This window comes from Microbacterium paraoxydans (assembly GCF_019056515.1).
GTDB lineage: Bacteria > Actinomycetota > Actinomycetes > Actinomycetales > Microbacteriaceae > Microbacterium.
This window is the reverse complement of record NZ_CP064873.1, coordinates 2,881,743-2,898,868: the sequence shown is the minus strand read 5'-3', so window position 1 is coordinate 2,898,868 and position 17,126 is coordinate 2,881,743. Positions and strand designations below refer to the sequence as shown.

The 17,126-nt window shown below is 66.7% G+C and carries 16 protein-coding genes; 10 read left to right on the top strand and 6 right to left on the bottom strand.

Features of this window, described 5'->3' with window-relative positions; translation table 11 throughout:
* Positions 1-138: 138 nt before the first annotated feature.
* Entirely contained in the window at positions 139-1,617 is a 1,479-nt protein-coding gene (locus tag IZR02_RS14270; RefSeq protein ID WP_025102616.1) for a PucR family transcriptional regulator, read from the top strand.
* A gap of 9 nt (positions 1,618-1,626) precedes the next feature.
* Here the strand turns inward: IZR02_RS14270 and IZR02_RS14265 are convergent, their stop codons facing one another.
* From IZR02_RS14265 to IZR02_RS14245, 5 genes are read right to left on the bottom strand one after another with little or no spacing between them, the layout of a single operon-like run.
* The gene (locus tag IZR02_RS14265; RefSeq protein WP_025102615.1) at positions 1,627-2,094 is read right to left on the bottom strand and encodes an Lrp/AsnC family transcriptional regulator; all 468 of its coding nucleotides are present in this window, start codon (positions 2,092-2,094) and stop codon (positions 1,627-1,629) included.
* A gap of 55 nt (positions 2,095-2,149) precedes the next feature.
* Positions 2,150-3,310: an acyl-CoA dehydrogenase family protein gene (locus IZR02_RS14260; protein ID WP_025102614.1), complete on the bottom strand. Its 1,161-nt coding sequence runs from the start codon at positions 3,308-3,310 to the stop codon at positions 2,150-2,152.
* The gene (locus IZR02_RS14255; RefSeq protein ID WP_062765513.1) at positions 3,307-4,065 is read right to left on the bottom strand and encodes an alpha/beta fold hydrolase; all 759 of its coding nucleotides are present in this window, start codon (positions 4,063-4,065) and stop codon (positions 3,307-3,309) included. The genes IZR02_RS14260 and IZR02_RS14255 overlap by 4 nt, the downstream gene beginning before the upstream one ends.
* Positions 4,066-4,105: 40 nt before the next feature.
* Positions 4,106-5,023, bottom strand: coding sequence for a sugar kinase (locus IZR02_RS14250; RefSeq protein ID WP_025102613.1), 918 nt, complete (start codon positions 5,021-5,023; stop codon positions 4,106-4,108).
* Positions 5,020-6,183, bottom strand: a complete 1,164-nt coding sequence (locus IZR02_RS14245; protein WP_062765510.1) for an MFS transporter — start codon at positions 6,181-6,183, stop codon at positions 5,020-5,022. Before IZR02_RS14245 ends, IZR02_RS14250 begins: the two co-directional genes overlap by 4 nt.
* Positions 6,184-6,604: 421 nt before the next feature.
* On the opposite strand from IZR02_RS14245, the gene nrdH reads away from it, so the two are divergent.
* From nrdH to IZR02_RS18050, 6 genes are all read left to right on the top strand, one after another.
* Positions 6,605-6,838, top strand: a complete 234-nt coding sequence (gene nrdH / locus IZR02_RS14240) for a glutaredoxin-like protein NrdH (RefSeq protein ID WP_017202656.1) — start codon at positions 6,605-6,607, stop codon at positions 6,836-6,838.
* A gap of 56 nt (positions 6,839-6,894) precedes the next feature.
* Positions 6,895-7,329 carry a class Ib ribonucleoside-diphosphate reductase assembly flavoprotein NrdI gene (gene nrdI / locus IZR02_RS14235; RefSeq protein WP_025102611.1) on the top strand — a complete coding sequence of 145 codons (435 nt, stop codon included), beginning with the start codon at positions 6,895-6,897 and terminating at the stop codon, positions 7,327-7,329.
* Entirely contained in the window at positions 7,326-9,470 is a 2,145-nt protein-coding gene (gene nrdE / locus IZR02_RS14230) for a class 1b ribonucleoside-diphosphate reductase subunit alpha (RefSeq protein WP_029989124.1), read from the top strand. Before nrdI ends, nrdE begins: the two co-directional genes overlap by 4 nt.
* 39 nt (positions 9,471-9,509) lie before the next feature.
* Complete coding sequence (gene nrdF, locus IZR02_RS14225) at positions 9,510-10,490, top strand: class 1b ribonucleoside-diphosphate reductase subunit beta (protein ID WP_025102609.1); 981 nt, start codon at positions 9,510-9,512, stop codon at positions 10,488-10,490.
* A gap of 363 nt (positions 10,491-10,853) precedes the next feature.
* On the top strand, positions 10,854-12,125 hold the full coding sequence (locus IZR02_RS14220) for a tyrosine-type recombinase/integrase (protein WP_025102608.1): 1,272 nt from the start codon (positions 10,854-10,856) through the stop codon (positions 12,123-12,125).
* 55 nt (positions 12,126-12,180) lie between these two features.
* Complete coding sequence (locus IZR02_RS18050; RefSeq protein WP_345817870.1) at positions 12,181-12,390, top strand: excisionase family DNA-binding protein; 210 nt, start codon at positions 12,181-12,183, stop codon at positions 12,388-12,390.
* A 3-nt stretch (positions 12,391-12,393) separates the two neighbouring features.
* Here IZR02_RS18050 and IZR02_RS14210 read toward each other — a convergent pair whose 3' ends face one another.
* Positions 12,394-13,374 (bottom strand): DNA-processing protein DprA, encoded by a 981-nt coding sequence (locus IZR02_RS14210; protein ID WP_081811518.1) that lies wholly within the window; start codon positions 13,372-13,374, stop codon positions 12,394-12,396.
* 312 nt (positions 13,375-13,686) lie between these two features.
* On the opposite strand from IZR02_RS14210, the gene IZR02_RS17950 reads away from it, so the two are divergent.
* From IZR02_RS17950 to IZR02_RS14195, 3 genes are all read left to right on the top strand, one after another.
* The gene (locus IZR02_RS17950; RefSeq protein ID WP_240183546.1) at positions 13,687-13,911 is read left to right on the top strand and encodes a hypothetical protein; all 225 of its coding nucleotides are present in this window, start codon (positions 13,687-13,689) and stop codon (positions 13,909-13,911) included.
* A gap of 282 nt (positions 13,912-14,193) precedes the next feature.
* Positions 14,194-15,849 carry an ABC-F family ATP-binding cassette domain-containing protein gene (locus IZR02_RS14200; protein ID WP_025102607.1) on the top strand — a complete coding sequence of 552 codons (1,656 nt, stop codon included), beginning with the start codon at positions 14,194-14,196 and terminating at the stop codon, positions 15,847-15,849.
* The gene (locus tag IZR02_RS14195; RefSeq protein ID WP_029989123.1) at positions 15,846-17,114 is read left to right on the top strand and encodes an MFS transporter; all 1,269 of its coding nucleotides are present in this window, start codon (positions 15,846-15,848) and stop codon (positions 17,112-17,114) included. Before IZR02_RS14200 ends, IZR02_RS14195 begins: the two co-directional genes overlap by 4 nt.
* The last annotated feature ends 12 nt before the right edge of the window (positions 17,115-17,126 follow it).

The window sequence follows — 17,126 nt, the reverse complement described above, 5'->3', positions numbered from 1 at the left end:
TCGCGTCTCGCACACTCTGACCGAGGGTCGCTACGCTGGGGTTCGGCCCATGCTGACAGGAAACGGAGCGCGTGCGGAGTGGCAGAGCGTCAGGACTTCTCGGTGGATCGGACAGATCGTCCGGATCGATCGCCTTCGGTGCTGCGTGTCGGGGACGTGCTCGCGCTTCCCGCGGTGCAGGCGGGGGCGCCGACCGTCCTCGTCGGGGGCCCGGCGCTCGACGCCGGGGTGCGGTGGGTCCACGCCTCGGACAGCGCCGCCGTCGCCCGCCTGCTCGACGGCGGCGAGCTGCTGCTCACGACCGGCGCGGCCTGGCCGACGAACCCCGCAGCGCTGCGCGTGCTCGTGGCGGAGCTGGCGGCGGTGGGGGTGTGCGGCATCGTCGTCGAACTCGGCCCGCGGATGCCCCGCGTCCCGGTCGCGGTCGTCGAGGCCTGTGCCGCCTCGGGCCTCGCCCTGATCGCGCTCGGGGTGGAGGTCAAGTTCGTCGCGGTGACCGAGGCCGTGCACCGCGCGCTGATCGAGGCCCAGACCGTGGCGCTCCGCGAGCGTCAGCGCCTGCACGACCTCTTCACCACCCTCAGCCTCCGCGGCGCGCCGGCCGACCTCATCGTGTCCGAGGTCGCCCGCGCGCTCGACGCCCCGGTCCACCTCGAGAATCCGGCGGGGGAGGTCGTGGCGGTCGAAGCGCTCCGCGCCGCGGTCGGCGAGGCCCTCCGCCAGGCGGAGCGGGGCGGCGATCGGGTGCCCGTGCAGGCGCGCGGTGTGCGCTGGGGCTGGCTCATCGCGGCGGAGGGTCCGCCGCACCCCGCCGGTCGGTCCACGGTCCTGGAGCTGGGAGCGACGGCCCTCGCCTTCGGCTGCCTCGCCGATGGGGAGGGGGCGTGGACCGTGCTCGCCCATCGCAGCCTCGTCGAGGATCTTCTCGGTGCGCGGTTCGCCCGCGAGGAAGACGTCGAGGTCCGGCTCCGGAGACTCGGGCTCGACCTCTCGGGCGGGACCGTCTCCGGCCTCGTCTTCCGCACGGACGAGGACGCGGGGACGCTCGTCGCCCGCGCGCGTGCGGCGGGGCTGTCCGCGGTGGGGGCCCGGCGGGGAGCGGACCTGGTCCTGCTCCTGGCCGCCGGATCCGACGCGCTGACCGATGCCGTCCTCGCGCACCTCTCGGACGGCGCGCCCGTGACCGTCGGACCGAGCGCCGAAGGCGTCCGCGGCCTCCTGGCCTCGATCCGCGCCGCGCTCGACCTCGCCGCACGGCCGTCCGGGGGCGACGTGCCGGCGGTCCGCCGCGTCGCCGACCGGCCCCTCGAACGCCTCGTATCCGCTCTGCGCGACGACCGGCGGCTCCAGGCGCACAGCGAGCAGATGCTGGAGCCGCTCGTCCGTCACGACCGGGATCGCCGCGGAGACCTGCTCGCGGTCCTCGCCGCCCTCGTCGCGCACCCCGGCAACCGCTCCGCGGCGGCGGCCGCGAGCCATCTCTCGCGCTCGGTGTTCTATCAGCGCCTCGCGCTCATCGGCGACCTGCTCGGCGCGGATCTGGACGACGGGGAGACCCTCGCCGCCCTGCACCTCGCCCTCCTCGCCCGCCGTCGCGAGGAGACGCGGCCGCGCTGAGACCGACCGTCAGCGCGTGCCCCAGGCGAACTGCTGCTTCTGGAGCTTCGCGTAGATGAAGGTCTCGGTCGACACCACGCCCGGGATCGGCCGGATGCGATCGTTGACGAGGGCCAGCAGATGGTCGTCGTCCTCGCACACCGCCTCGACGAGCACGTCGAACGATCCGACCGTGATCACGACGTAGTCGACCTCGTCGATGTCGGCGATCGCCTCGGCCACGCCTCGGGCGTCCCCGGCGACCTTGACCCCGACCATCGCCTGCCGGTGGAAGCCGAGCTGCATGGGATCGGTCACCGCGACGATCTGCATCACTCCGGACTCGGTGAGCCGCTGCACGCGCTGCCGGACGGCGGCCTCGCTCAGGCCGACGATCCGGCCGATCTCGGAGTACGAGCGCCGCCCGTCCTCCTGCAGCATCTCGACGATGGTCTTGGAGATCGCGTCGAGGGTATGGTCCTTCTTCGACGGTGCCATGGTGTGATCTTGGCACCGCGGACGGTCGTGGACAACGGGGTGTGCGTGCGCCCGCTCAGGCCTCGATCGGGCCCAGCCAGGCGCTCGCCGCGGTGGCGTGCGCCGACTCCGGGTCGGAGGGATGGAACGCGCCGGCGAGGACGTCGCGATACAGCCGGGAGAGCTCGTTGGCGCTGAAGTACGAGCCGCCGCCGGCCACCAGCATGGCCTCGTCGACGACGTGCTTGGCCATCGTCACCGCGCGATGCTTGACGCCCGAGAGCGCGGGGAACCAGCCCGCGCCGCGGTCCGCGCGCTCGTCGACATCGCGGGCGAGTACGGCGATCTGCGGAGGGAGGGCGTCGTAGGCGAGGGCCATGTCGGCGATCCGCCAGCGGATGTCCGGATCCTGGCTGTACGCGGCGCCGCTCTTCTTGGAGCGACGCCGATGGGCCGTCGCCACGGCCAGCTCGAGGGCCCGCCGGGCGATTCCGGTGTAGACGGAGGCGAGGAGGATCTCGAAGACCGCGAAGATGCCGAAGACGATCGGGTCGGGGCTCGGGCCGGGGTCGATCCGCCGCACGACGTGCGCCGCCTCCGCGACGGCCCCGTCGAGGCGCGTGGTCCGGCTCTGGGTGCCGCGCATGCCGAGGGTGTCCCAGTCGTCGGCGGTGGTGACCGCGGACGTGCGGTCGACGAAGGCGAACACGAGCTTCGGCGCGTCCGGGCTCGTGGTGTCGAGCCCGTGCAGGCCGAGCTTCGTCCACACCGGGGCGAGCGAGGTGAAGATCTTGGTGCCGGTGAAGGCGTAACCCCCGGCGCCGTCCGGCACCGCGGCCGTGTCGCTCCCGAACAGCACGAGGTCGTTGCCGCCCTCGCTGATGCCGAACGCGAAGACCTCGCCGGCCACGGCGCCGTCCTGCACGAACTCGAGACCGGGGACCCCGCGGTCCGAGAAGACCTTGGCGACGCCGGTCCAGACGAGGTGCATGTTGATCGCCAGGGCGGTTGCGGGCGCGGCGCCCGCGAGCCGCTGCTGGAGGAGGGCGGCCTGCTCGAGGCCGAGTCCCGCGCCGCCGCGCTCCCGCGGCACGAGGATCGACAGGTAGCCGGCCGCGCGGAGCTCGTCGAGGTCGGCCTGGGGGAAGGTGTTCTCCCTGTCGTGGAGGGGGGCGCGCTCGCGGATGCGGTCGAGCAGGTCGTCGGGGAGATACGCCGACGGGTCGAAGTCGGTCATGCCAGAGCCTCCAGGAGCTGTCGGATGGATTCCTCCGGGCGGTCGCGATGCACCGAGTGGCCGGCGCCGGCCACGACCGACAGGGAGATGCGGGGGTTGCTCGCGAGCACCTCGTCGGCGAGGGCCCCGGTGAAGATGCTGGAGACAGCGGGATCGGCCCCGATCACGTGCGTGGGCACGGTCAGGCGGGCCGCGTGCGCACGGACGTCCCACGGCTGGTTCTGTGCGCTGGTCTGTTCGACCGCCCACGCGCTCGCCCGCCGGACGGCGTCGACCTTGAGCTCCTGGTCCTGCGGGTGCCAGTGCGGGTGCTCCTGCCGCACCGCGTCGAGGCGGTTGTCGGCGAAGGCGCGTTCCTGGCTGCGGCGGACGTCGGCCGCGTCCTGCTGGACGACATGGATCGCGGGATCGATGAGGACGAGGCGTCGTGTCCAGTCCGCGTCGTCCGCGGCGGCCACCGTCCCGGCGGCGCCGCCGAGCGAGTGTCCGACGACGGCATCCCAGGCGCCCGCACCGGGAGGGCGCGTGGCGGCGAGGTCCGCGGCGTACGCTGCGACGGAGTAGTCGAGCGTGCGCGGGGCGTCTCCGTGGCCGCGCAGGTCCACCGCCGTCGCGTGCCAGCCGGCCGCTGCGAGGGCGTCGCCGAGCCGCCACATGAGCGCGCCGGACGATCCCAGACCGTGCACGAGGAGGGCGCGTCGCGGCGCAGCGACATCGCCCCAGCTCAGGCGGGGGAGGGTGACGGGAGCGGGCATGGCACCAGCCTACGACCGCGCCGGGGCGTGGCGGGCGGCGTCAGCGCGCGGGCTCCAGGGGCGGCAGGTCGGCCGCGATGCGGAGCACCCGCGCGGCGGCCTCGTGTCCGGCGGCCAGGCGGGTCTCGAGGTCGGCGCCGTCGAGCGTCGCGGCGAGGAACCCGGACGCGAAGGCGTCGCCGGCACCGACGGGCTCGACGACGTCGACCACCGGCGCGGGAACGAACACCGGATCCGCGTCGCCCGCGAACGCCGTCGCGCCGACGTCGCCGTCCTTGACGACGAGGAGACCGCAGTGCGGGAGGTGGGCGCGGATCTCCGCTGCTGTGGCGGTGCCCCAGATGCGCTCGGCCTCGTCGCGGCCGACGAAGGCGATGTCGGCGGCGTCGGCCAGACGAGCCAGGGTGGCGGCCGCCTCTTCCGGGCTCCACAGCGCCCGGCGGTCGTTGACGTCGAACGAGACGACGGCTCCGGCGGTGCGCGCGTCGGCGAAGAGCTGGTCGACCATCGCCAGGCACGTCGCGGACAGCGCCGGGGTGATGCCCGTGGTGTGCACGATGCGCACGCCGGCGAGCTGCGCGGGGGACAGGAACCCCGGTGCCATGCGCGAGGCGGCCGAGCCGCGGCGGTAGTAGTAGACGGCCGACGACTCCACGCCGGGATCCTTGAACATCACACCGGTCGGTGCCTCGGCGTCGAGTTCGGTCCACAACTCGACGCGACGCCGTTCCAGCTCGGCGGTGAGACGTCGGCCGAGGGGATCGTCGCCGAGGCGGGAGGCCCAGGCGGCGCGGTGGCCCGCGGCCGCCACGCCGACCGCGACGTTCGCCTCCGCGCCCGCGTGCGTGATCGACGCCGTGTCGGCGGACGCGAGGTCGGCGCCGGTGGGAGTGATCAGCGCCATCGACTCGCCGACGCACACGATCGCGGGGGAGGAGGACGGGACGGAGGGGCTCATGAGGGGGTGACCGCCAGGGGCTCGGTATCGGGATGGGGGCTCGCGTCGCGGTGACGCAGATCGGGGAAGGAGCGCACGAACACGATCGAGACGAGCAGTCCGACGCCCGCGAAGATGGTGGCGGCCAGGTAGGCGCCGCGCCAGTCGCCGACGTCGACGAGGAAGCCGGCGACCGCCGATCCGGCTGCGGCGCCGATGAGCTGGCCGGTGCCCGCCCAGCCGAAGGCCTCGGCGGTCTCGCTGAACTTCACGCTGGCCGTGGTGATGGCGAACAGCACCGCGAGGGCGGGAGCGATGCCGATGCCGGCGAGGATGAGCGTGCCGCCCAGCCAGAAGACGTTGAGCATCACCATCGTGAGGGCCAGGCCCACGGTGACGATGAGCAGGCGGCGCGCCATGGCCCACGGGACGATCGGGATGTGGCCGAAGGCGAGACCGCCGGCCAGGCTGCCGGCGGAGAAGACGGCGAGGATGAGGCCCGCCGCGAGGCTGCCGTGCTCGAACGTCGCGACCACGCCGACCTCGACCGCCGAGCAGGCGCCGATGAGGAGGAAACCGATGACCGTCGCGAGGAGCACGGGCGGCTTGAGGACGACCTTGCCCAGCGCATTGCGGCTGCGGGGGATGCGCACGCGGCCGACCTCGGGGGAGAGGATGAACCACGCGCCGCCGGCGACGAGGACGATCGCCACCAGGAGCAGACCCTCCATGGTGCCGACCTGGGTGGAGACGAGGGTGATGACCACCGGGGCCAGCACCCAGATGATCTCCTGCAGGGACGCGTCGAGGGAGAACAGCGGCGTGAGCTGGCCGGCGTTCACGAGCTTGGGGTAGATCGTGCGGACGGCCGCCTGCACGGGCGGGGTCGACAGGCCGGCGATCATGCCGAGAGCCATGTAGCCGGGGACGGAGAGCGGCAGCAGCCCGAGACCGAGCACGGCGATCACGCAGACGGACAGGGTGAGGGTCAGCACCCGCCGCATGCCCCAGGCGCCCATCCACCGGCTGGTGATGGGGCCGGCGACCGCCTGGCCGACGCTGGTCGCGGCGAGCACGAGGCCCGCCGATCCGTACGATCCGGTCTGCTGCTCGACGTGCAGCAGGATCGCCAAGGACATCATCCCGTTGGGGAAGCGCGCGGTGAGCTGGGCGGCGATCATGCGGCCCACTCCCGGCGTGCGAAGAAGATCCCGATAGCCCGCCACTCGACAACGGTACCGGGCGGCGGCGACGTCGGAGGGACGGGCCGACGACCGACACGCCGCGACACGCCGTGGACACGCCGACGGGCGAATTCCACAGGCCTGGGGATGTCGGAAGCCCCTCGTAGGGTGCCCCTGTGGATGGATCTCTCACAGGCTCCTCCCAGCCGCGATTTCCCGCGGGTCGACGACCCCGGGAGAGGGGGTCCGCCTGTGGAAGAAACGGTGGACAACCTGTGTTGTATCTGTAGAGAGCGGTGGAAAAACTACACGGATGTAACTACTACCCCTTGTGGTCGCACCGAATGTCCGTCCCTATATGTAGTATTGAGATCCCGGCGGAGGTCTGCCGGAGAAACCAGAGATTTGAGGGGTTCAGATGTCGATCACGGTGTACACCAAGCCTTCCTGCGTCCAGTGCAACGCGACCTACCGTGCCCTGGATGCCAAGGGCATCGAGTACGAGATCCACGACCTGTCGGAGGACCCGACGGCCCTGGAGCAGGTCAAGGCGCTCGGCTACATGCAGGCGCCGGTCGTCGTCACGGACGAGGACCACTGGTCGGGCTTCCGTCCCGACAAGATCGACGAGCTCGCGTCCCGCCTGGCGTAGTCCGACAGGCTCGCCACCCGGCCCTTCGACAGGCTCAGGAACCCAAGGAGAGAGCTATGAGCGCCGTCGCGACCGCAGCGCCGCTCCTGGTCTACTTCTCGAGCGTGTCGGGTAACACCGCGCGCTTCATCGAGAAGCTCGGGCTCCCCGCCCGACGCATCCCCCTCCACCGGAACGAAGAGGACCTCGTCGCCGACGAGCCCTTCGTGCTGGTCACCCCCACCTACGGCGGGGGCGTCGGGCGCGGGGTCGAGAAGGGGGCCGTGCCCAAGCAGGTGATCCGGTTCCTCAACGACGAGCGCAACCGGCGCCACATCCGCGGGGTCATCTCCGCGGGCAACACCAACTTCGGCGACGCGTTCTGCCTCGCCGGCGACATCATCAGCCGCAAGTGCCACGTGCCTCACTTGTATCGGCTCGAGATCTTCGGCACACAGGACGACGTGGATCGCGTGAGCGACGGATTGGAACGACGGTGGAATCTTCAGTGACCGAGACAGTGGCATTCAAGGTGAACCCCGCGTACGAGGGCCTGGACTACCACGCGCTCAACGCGATGCTGAACCTGTACGACGCGAACGGGAAGATCCAGTTCGACGCCGACAAGCGCGCCGCGCGGGAGTACTTCCTGCAGCACGTGAACCAGAACACGGTGTTCTTCCACTCGCTCAAGGAGCGCTTGGACTACCTCGTGGAGAAGGAGTACTACGAGGGCGCCGTCATCGAGAAGTACTCGTTCGACTTCGTGCAGAAGCTCAACGACCTCGCCTACTCGAAGAAGTTCCGCTTCGAGACGTTCCTGGGCGCCTTCAAGTACTACACGAGCTACACGCTGAAGACGTTCGACGGCAAGCGCTACCTCGAGCGCTTCGAGGACCGCGTCGTGATGACCGCGCTCGCCCTGGCCGACGGCGACGAGAAGCTCGCCGTGAACCTCGTCGAGGAGATCATCTCCGGTCGCTTCCAGCCGGCCACCCCGACCTTCCTCAACGCGGGCAAGGCCCAGCGCGGCGAACTCGTCAGCTGCTTCCTGCTGCGCATCGAGGACAACATGGAGTCGATCGCCCGCGGCATCAACTCCGCCCTGCAGCTCTCGAAGCGCGGCGGCGGCGTGGCCCTGCTGCTGTCGAACATCCGCGAGGCGGGCGCCCCGATCAAGCAGATCGAGAACCAGTCCTCGGGCATCATCCCGGTCATGAAGCTCCTCGAAGACAGCTTCAGCTACGCCAACCAGCTCGGCGCGCGTCAGGGTGCGGGTGCGGTGTACCTCAACGCCCACCACCCCGACATCATGCGCTTCCTCGACACGAAGCGCGAGAACGCGGACGAGAAGATCCGCATCAAGACGCTGTCGCTCGGTGTCGTGGTGCCGGACATCACGTTCGAGCTCGCCAAGAACGACGAGGACATGTACCTGTTCTCGCCGTACGACGTGGAGAAGGTCTACGGCGTCCCGTTCGGCGACATCTCGGTCACCGAGAAGTACCGCGAGATGGTCGACGACCCGCGCATCAAGAAGACGAAGATCAACGCCCGCGAGTTCTTCCAGACCGTCGCCGAAATCCAGTTCGAGTCCGGCTACCCGTACGTCATGTTCGAGGACACGGTCAACAAGGCCAACCCCATCAAGGGGCGCATCAACATGTCGAACCTCTGCAGCGAGATCCTGCAGGTGAACACGCCGACCACCTACAACGACGACCTGTCGTACAAGGAGATCGGCAAGGACATCTCCTGCAACCTCGGCTCGATGAACATCGCGCTGTCGATGGACGCCGACGACCTCGGCCAGACGGTCGAGACCGCGATCCGCGCGCTCACCGCGGTCAGCGACCAGAGCCACATCCGCTCGGTCCGCTCGATCGAGGACGGCAACGACCGGTCGCACGCGATCGGCCTGGGTCAGATGAACCTGCACGGCTACCTCGCCCGCGAGCACGTCTTCTACGGCTCGGAGGAGGGTGTCGACTTCACGAACATCTACTTCTACACCGTGCTGTTCCACGCGCTGCGCGCCTCGAACCAGCTCGCGATCGAGCGCGGCACGGCGTTCGACGGATTCGCCGACTCGACCTACGCGTCCGGCGAGTTCTTCGACAAGTACATCGACCGCGCCTGGGTCCCGGAGACCGAGAAGGTCAAGGAGCTCTTCGCGGGCAAGCACATCCCGACGCAGGAGGACTGGGTCCAGCTCAAGGCGTCGATCCAGGAGCACGGCATCTACAACCAGAACCTGCAGGCCGTGCCGCCGACGGGCTCGATCTCCTACATCAACAACTCGACCTCCTCGATCCACCCGATCGCCTCGAAGATCGAGATCCGCAAGGAAGGCAAGCTCGGTCGCGTCTACTACCCGGCGGCGTTCATGACGAACGACAACCTGGAGTACTACCAGGACGCGTACGAGATCGGCTACGAGAAGGTCATCGACACGTACGCCGCGGCCACGCAGCACGTCGACCAGGGCCTGTCGCTGACGCTGTTCTTCAAGGACACCGCCACCACGCGTGACATCAACAAGGCCCAGATCTACGCATGGCGCAAGGGCATCAAGACGATCTACTACATCCGTCTGCGTCAGCTGGCGCTCGAGGGCACCGACATGACCGAGTGCGTCTCGTGCATGCTCTGACACTTCGACAGGCTCAGTGACCCAGGAACTAGGACAAGAATGACTCCTCACTCCCCGCTCAAGCTGGTCTCCAGCGTGCAGGCGATCAACTGGAACCGCATCCAGGACGACAAGGACCTCGAGGTCTGGAACCGTCTGGTGAACAACTTCTGGCTGCCGGAGAAGGTGCCGCTGTCGAACGACGTGCAGTCGTGGAACACGCTCACCCCCGACGAGCAGCTGCTCACCATGCGGGTGTTCACCGGGCTCACGCTCCTCGACACGATCCAGGGCACCGTCGGCGCGGTGTCGCTGATCCCCGACGCGATCACGCCTCACGAGGAGGCCGTCTACACGAACATCGCGTTCATGGAGTCGGTGCACGCGAAGAGCTACTCCTCGATCTTCTCGACGCTCGCGTCGACGAAGGAGATCGACGAGGCGTTCCGCTGGTCCACGGAGAATGTGAACCTTCAGAAGAAGGCGCAGATCATCATGGACTACTACCAGGGAGACGACCCGCTCAAGCGCAAGGTCGCCTCGACGCTGCTGGAGTCGTTCCTGTTCTACTCGGGCTTCTACCTGCCGATCTACTGGTCCTCGAAGGCGAAGCTGACGAACACGGCCGACCTCATCCGCCTCATCATCCGCGACGAGGCCGTGCACGGGTACTACATCGGCTACAAGTTCCAGCGCGGACTCGAGACGGCCGACCAGGCGCGCAAGGACGAGCTCAAGGACTACACGTTCTCGCTGCTCTACGAGCTCTACGACAACGAGGTGCAGTACACGCAGGACCTCTACGACGGCGTCGGGCTGACCGAGGACGTCAAGAAGTTCCTGCACTACAACGCCAACAAGGCCCTGATGAACCTGGGCTACGAGGCGATGTTCCCCTCCAGTGTCACCAACGTGAACCCGGCGATCCTGTCGGCGCTCTCCCCGAACGCGGACGAGAACCACGACTTCTTCTCCGGCTCGGGCTCCTCCTACGTCATCGGCAAGGCCGAGGCCACGGAAGACGACGACTGGGACTTCTAGAAGTTTTCTGAGAAGCCTCGGCTGAAAAGCCTGGTCAACGGCCCGGATCCGCGAAATCTCGCGGGTTCGGGCCGTTTTTATGCCCTCTGTTCGACGACAGAGGAGAACAGAGATGACCAGGAATGTCCGTTCGGAGTGGCACGTGGATGGCACGCGCACACCTTCCCCATGGAAGCGAGGAGGCCAGCCACCCGAAATTTGGGGTTGGCACACCGCCGAGGCCGTGCCACTTCGTGCCATAGGAAGCTCGGGTGATGCCCCACGATCCGCGGAAACACGCGGGTTTCGGTGTTCACGCGGATCTAGTGGCACGGAGTGGCACGAGGGTCCAACCGCGTCCATCCGAGTACACGGGAGTGCATCATGAGCGGGACGAAACGCGAGGCATGGGGCAGCTTGCGCAAGCTCCCGTCGGGTCGCTGGCAGGCCCGCTATCCCGCGCCAGATGGCGAGATGTACCCGGCGCGAACCGAGGACGACAAGGCGCTGACGTTCGTCACGAAGACCGATGCGCGAAAGTGGCTCGCGTCGATGCACTCGAAGATCTCTCTCGGCCTGTGGGAGCCGCCAGAAGTCATTGCGGAGCGACGCCGCGCCGAGACTGCCGCTGAGCAGTCGCGATCCATGGGTTTCGAGGAGTACTCGAAGCGCTGGTTGCAGATGATCAAGACCGAGCCGAACCGAAGCGGCAAGATACGTGCCGTCGGCACTGTCCGCTCCTATCAGGGCAAGGTCTTGGGCTATCTCGTTCCTGAGTTCGGAGACACTCCAATGAGGGACATCGATATCGACCGCATCCGCGTGATGACAGACCGACTCGACAGAATCCCGGCTCCGCTGAACCCGAGATCGAAGTTCAACGGAATCACAAGACCGGTGCTGATCGTGCTCATGATGATCCTGCGCCAAGCCGCTCGCGATGGCATCATCCCCGCGGCACCGAACGTATCGATTCCGCGTCAGGAGTCCGTCCGTTACGATGCCGACCACGACGAAAGCGAAGACGTCATCACGCCGGTACAGGTCGAAGCACTGTATGAGGCAGTGCCGACCCAGTGGGCGATCATGGTGCAGCTTGCCGCGTGGTGCCAACTCCGACGGGGCGAGTGCCTGGGCGTGCAGCGCCGAGATATTGAATGGCATGATGATGGCAGCGCAACACTGCACGTGCGTCGCCAGCTCAATGCCAACACCGGCGACTACACGGAGCTGAAAAGCGAGGCGGGTAAGCGTTCGTTGAGTGTTCCGAAAATCATGATCCAGCGCCTGAAGGAACACCTCAACGACTATGTTGCTGCGGAGGCCAAAGCCCCCGTGATCCCAGCGAGCCCCGGCGGCAGCATGCCGCTGTCGAACACGCGCTGGGGGTACATCTGGGCTGACGCACGTGAGCGCGTTCCAAACCTGCCGCATCGCTTCCGGTTCCATGACCTCCGGCACACCGGCTTGACGCTCTTCGCACAGGAAGGAGCAACTCTCGCGGAACTGATGCGACGCGGCGGCCACGCTGACATCCATATCGTGCTCCGATACCAGCACGCCACGATGAGTAGAGATCGGGAGTTGGCGGATCGCATGAGTGCACGTGTTGGCGTGACGATCTCCGCGGCACCTGGCGCGGGCCAGACGACGTAGCCGGACAGTGCTGGACACCTGTGAAGCAAAGGTAGTCAGCTCACAGGAGGGCCGCATGATGACCGCTCGACAACCGCAAGCAACCCAGGACTCTGTGCTGGTATCACTGGCAGTAGCAGCAGAGAACCTGGGGGTCTCGGTCAAGACTCTTCGACGCCGAATCTCTGATGGAACCGTGCACGGGTACCGTGTCGGTCGGCTCATCCGTGTCGACCTCGATGAAGTGCGAAAGGCTCTGGTCGTGGAGATTCCCACAGTGAGGTAACCGCTACAACGCGCGGCTCGCTGGAGATACTGATCGAGACGCTCCCGGATGGACCGAGTTCCGACCGGGAGCGTCTTCAGTGTCCAGGGCGCGCACCACGTCCGACGCGCAGACAATGACTTCCGCTCCGCCGTCTTGCAACAGATGATTCGTGCCGGAGCTGGCAGCGCTCGTGATGGGGCCGGGCACTGCACCAACGATTCGGCCGAGTGCGTTGGCCTCATGAGCAGTGTGAAGCGCACCCGACCGAAACCCTGCCTCAACAACGACCGTGGCCCCGGATATTGCTGCGAGGATGCGAGAACGATCCAGAAATCGCTGCCGGGTTGGTGCGACGCTGGGCGGAGCCTCAGAAAGCAGCAGACCAGCGCGTGCGACCGAGGCCACCAGTTCACTGTGCCCCGCGGGGTAGGGGCGGTCGATCCCGGAAGCGAGCACTGCGATGGTGTTGCCCCCTTCGGCGAGCGCGGCACGGTGTACTGATCCTTCGATTCCGTACGCCGCGCCAGCGACCAGCGTCTTGCCGTTTCGGGCCAGCTCACCGGCGAGGCCCTCGGTGATGTGCGTGCCATACGCTGTGGCTGCTCTCGCACCGGTGACGGTGACGAATCGTGAGAGTGTGTTGCCGAGCAGATCCGTACGCCCGCGCGCCCACAGCGCATACGGGGCACGATCGCCGAGGTCGCCTATGCCAGTCGGCCAATCTGGATCGCTCGGGATCAGTACCCGGTAGTCGTCGCTGCTGAGCGTCTGTGCGGCAAGATGATCCACACCCGCTCGGGGACGCATACGATCGCGCCAGACGGCCGATTCGACCGCATCCATTCCTGGGACGGCGATGTCGCGCTCGATCAGAGCGATTGCCTCAACCGCGCCAACTCGGGAGAGAAGCGCACCGGTTGAGATGTCACCCGGTGAACTGATCACGGCCAATAGCCGGCGAGCTGTTCTTTCGTCCTTGGCGAGGGCAGTGAGCGTTGGCATGGAAAGCCTCCTTCGCTGTGCATCGCTCAGGAGGTACGCGCGAGCTGCCCTTTCATCGATCGGAATGTCGGCGTACCCTGGAGGTTGAAGCAGGTTCTCAACTCTGCGGGCCCTCCGGGGCGGCCCTTCTGGGCGTTCGATCACACACTGCTTCCTCGACGGAGAACGACGTGTGACGAGAGGCCCATCATGATTCGTCCAGTCTTGGCGATTACGAGCTTCATCTATTCGCTCCTGCAGCGCTACGCACCGAGCAACATCGTGCTCCGGTGGGTCCGGAGTCGGCGTGGGTTGAAGTGGGGAGTTCCTGCCATGCTCCTCGCCCTGCCATACCTTGGCCTTGCGCTTTGGTGCTCATCTTCGGCCGCTGGCGGCGGACCAGCATGGCTGAATCTCCTCGTCCTCCTCAGCCTGTGGAACGCGATGAAATTCATCGCATTTGGACCCATTAGCCTGATCATCTTGTGTCGCGTGCGTGCAAAGGAACTCGATGAACGGCGTGACGGCGAGAAAGTGTCCGAGCTGGCACTGAACTGATTCCGACCGACCGCGACAGCGGCGCCGATAGTGCGGCCGAATCAGACCGATCAAGCCTCCGGAGCCGCTGTCGGCACCCGATTCGTTGGTGCCGTGTGAGTGTGGGGTAGAATTGACGGTATGCATTTGTATTTCCTGTGATGGTTGAGTAGGCCTACCGTGCTCGTTGAGTAACTCCGAGCTTGCGGCGGCCGCTTGTTCTGGCCCCATGGAGGGTCTGCCGTCATTCGCGTACCCGCTTGCTGTTCGGCTTGTCGTGGTGCGCCTTGCTGAAGGATTTGAATGCTTACCCCTACTCACCGTCATCCGGCGCGCCATCGCGCGCAACTCACCGCTTCCGACGTCTCCGTAATGCGAGGCGTAACCCCGGTGCTCAACCATGTCGATCTCGTCGTCACTCCCGCGTCTCGTGTGGCGATTGTCGGAGAGAACGGTCGCGGAAAGACCACACTTCTGCACGCGCTCGCGGGCACGCTGGTTCCTGATAGTGGAATGATCCAGCGCATCGGCACGCTCGGGCTCGCTGAACAAGAGATGAACTCCACCGACAACCGCACCGTTGGGCAGGCCGTCGCGGAGGCAATCGCTGAACCGCTCGCAGCGCTGGCCACGCTCGACGCCGCTGCTGCCGCTCTCGCGGATGGGAGCAGCGAGGCCGCAGAGCAGTATGCCGCGGCATTGGAAGGTGCTGAAGCGCTCGACGCGTGGGATGCCGAGCGCCGCGTACATGTCGCGCTCGAAGCACTCGACGCAGAAACCGACATGACACGATTGCTCGCTGATCTGTCTGTGGGGCAACGGTATCGAGTGCGCTTGGCCTGCCTGCTGGGGGCAGAGGATGATTTCCTATTGCTGGACGAGCCCACCAATCACCTCGACCGCAGCGGGCTTGATTTCTTGACCGCGCAACTCCGCGCGCGCAAGGGTGGTGTCGTCATCGTTAGCCACGATCGCGCGCTGCTCTCTGACATTGCGGAGACGGTTGTTGACCTCGATCCGACACCTGATGATCGCCCCCGCATCTACGGCAACGGGTATGAGGGATACCGAGAAGGGCGCCTGGCCGAGCGGGGACGCTGGGAGCAGGAGTACGAGCGCCAGCAGCAGGAGCAAGCGCGGCTGCAGGACAGTCTCAGCGCTGCGCAGAATCGACTGGTGTCGGGGTGGCGACCGGAGAAGGGGTCACCGAAGCACGGCCGCGCGACGCGCGCGGGCGGGCTTGTGCAGAGCGTGCACCGACGCCAGGAAGCGCTCGAAGCACACGCGGTGACGGTGCCAGAACCACCGCAGCTGTTCCAGTTCCCTGACCTGCCCACACGAAAAGGGGCGGTGCTGCTGAACGTCGACAACGTGGGCCTTGCCGGGCGGTTGGTGCAGCAGGTGTCGTTCGAACTCTCGCACCGCGGCAGGCTCGTGGTCACCGGCTCGAACGGGGCCGGAAAGTCGACGCTCCTGAGTATCGCGGCGGGCGAACTACTGCCAGACACCGGAACAGTGCGGACATCCCGTGGCACGCGTTTGGGTTTTCTTCGTCAGGAGACGATGCTGCCGCCTGATCGCCGGGCGAACGAGGTATACGCCCGGCGCCTCGACGAACTCGTCGGTCAAGGAACGCTGCAATCATCTGAGGCGGTCGGCCTCGGTCAACTTGGACTGCTGCGATCGCGCGAGGCAGGCAAACGAGTGGGTGAACTGTCGATGGGTCAACAACGACGCCTCGACCTGGCGCTCGTCCTCGCGGCACGCCCGCACGTGCTACTGCTAGACGAACCTACGAACCACCTCTCCATCGCGCTCGTTGACGAACTCACCGAGGCACTCGGGGCTACCCAAGCGGCCGTCGTACTGTCGACCCACGACCGGCAACTTCTGCGGGATGTCGCCCAATGGCCTCATATTCATCTGATGGCGATGGCTGAAGGCGAGGCACTGGTATGAGCAACACCATCAAGCTGCGCGCACTCCGCCCATTGGCATCACGTGATTACCGTCTCCTGTTTGCCGCCGTCGGCATCGAGGTATTCGGGACCGGTATGTGGACGATCGTCATGGTCTTCCAAGTGCTCGCACTCGACGACAGTCCACTTGCGCTCTCCGCGGTCGCAACCGGAATGAGTCTTGGCCTGTTCGCCTTCTCCGTTCTCGGCGGGGTCGTCGCAGACCGGTTCTCCAAACGCCGGATCCTGATCACCGTGCAGGGCTCAACGGCCGCGATCATGACCGCCGTGGCGGTCCTGTCGCTCACCGAGAACATCGAACTATGGCACGTCGCAGCAGCCTCGTTCGCGATGGGAGCCGGGAGCGCGTTCTTCTACCCGGCATACAGCGCCTACCTGCCCGTGGTCCTTCCTGCCGAACAGCTCCTGGCCGCGAATGGGCTCGAAGGGGCGCTCCGTCCATCGATGGGGCAAGGGCTCGGCCCAGCCCTCGGTGGAGTCATCGTCGGTATGTTCTTCCCCGCAATCGGAGCGGTTATCGTCGCGGCCTCGTACGCAATTGCTTTTGTCATCACCTTGTTCCTCAGCCGTCGTGACGAGAACGCTGAGCCCACTCCTGCCGAAGAACGCACGAGCGTCTGGAGTGACCTACGTGCGGGCGTGGCCTACGTGGCTCGCACACGCTGGTTGCTTTGGACGCTGATCTTCGGGTCGTCGCTTGCGCTCATTGTTCAGGGGCCGATCGAAGTTCTCCTCCCGTTCCTCACACGCGACCGATTCGAGGATGCCGAAGCTGCGTTCGGGTTCCTACTTGCCGCGTATGGGATAGGAGGGGCTGTCGGTTCGCTGATCGTGTCGTCGTTGAAGCTTCCGCGTCGATACTTGACGTTTATGATCCTGTGCTGGGGCGGAGGAACTCTTCCGCTTGTGGTCATTGGCGTTGCCGACAATTTGATCCTCATGCTCTCCGCGCTTTTTGCCGTCGGCGCACTAACCGGGGCGGGCGTTGTCGTGTGGGGCACATTGTTGCAGCGGTTGGTGCCGCTCGACATGATCGGCCGAGTCGCCAGTCTCGACTTCTTCGTTTCGATCGCGTTCATGCCAGTCTCGATCGCCATCGCAGGTCCGCTTTCGCTGCTGATTCCCATCCCTGTCATCTTTGTGATTGCGGGAGTCATCCCGCTAGCTCTCGCGTTGATCGCATTGCTGGTAGGGCGCATGCGTTACATGGAGGAGAAGCATCCATTAGACGTGGCCGACGAGTGACTCAACCGGGCA

Bases quoted from the DNA above. Each gene is read 5' to 3' on its own strand.
- IZR02_RS14265 (WP_025102615.1), bottom strand. From the start codon at position 2,094: ATGGCACCGTCGAAGAAGGACCATACCCTCGACGCGATCTCCAAGACC.
- IZR02_RS14260 (WP_025102614.1), bottom strand. From the start codon at position 3,310: ATGACCGACTTCGACCCGTCGGCGTATCTCCCCGACGACCTGCTCGAC.
- IZR02_RS14255 (WP_062765513.1), bottom strand. From the start codon at position 4,065: ATGCCCGCTCCCGTCACCCTCCCCCGCCTGAGCTGGGGCGATGTCGCT.
- IZR02_RS14250 (WP_025102613.1), bottom strand. From the start codon at position 5,023: ATGAGCCCCTCCGTCCCGTCCTCCTCCCCCGCGATCGTGTGCGTCGGC.
- IZR02_RS14245 (WP_062765510.1), bottom strand. From the start codon at position 6,183: ATGATCGCCGCCCAGCTCACCGCGCGCTTCCCCAACGGGATGATGTCC.
- nrdH (WP_017202656.1), top strand. From the start codon at position 6,605: ATGTCGATCACGGTGTACACCAAGCCTTCCTGCGTCCAGTGCAACGCG.
- nrdI (WP_025102611.1), top strand. From the start codon at position 6,895: ATGAGCGCCGTCGCGACCGCAGCGCCGCTCCTGGTCTACTTCTCGAGC.
- nrdF (WP_025102609.1), top strand. From the start codon at position 9,510: ATGACTCCTCACTCCCCGCTCAAGCTGGTCTCCAGCGTGCAGGCGATC.
- IZR02_RS14220 (WP_025102608.1), top strand. From the start codon at position 10,854: ATGAGCGGGACGAAACGCGAGGCATGGGGCAGCTTGCGCAAGCTCCCG.
- IZR02_RS18050 (WP_345817870.1), top strand. From the start codon at position 12,181: ATGATGACCGCTCGACAACCGCAAGCAACCCAGGACTCTGTGCTGGTA.
- IZR02_RS14210 (WP_081811518.1), bottom strand. From the start codon at position 13,374: ATGCCAACGCTCACTGCCCTCGCCAAGGACGAAAGAACAGCTCGCCGG.
- IZR02_RS17950 (WP_240183546.1), top strand. From the start codon at position 13,687: ATGCTCCTCGCCCTGCCATACCTTGGCCTTGCGCTTTGGTGCTCATCT.
- IZR02_RS14200 (WP_025102607.1), top strand. From the start codon at position 14,194: ATGCTTACCCCTACTCACCGTCATCCGGCGCGCCATCGCGCGCAACTC.
- IZR02_RS14195 (WP_029989123.1), top strand. From the start codon at position 15,846: ATGAGCAACACCATCAAGCTGCGCGCACTCCGCCCATTGGCATCACGT.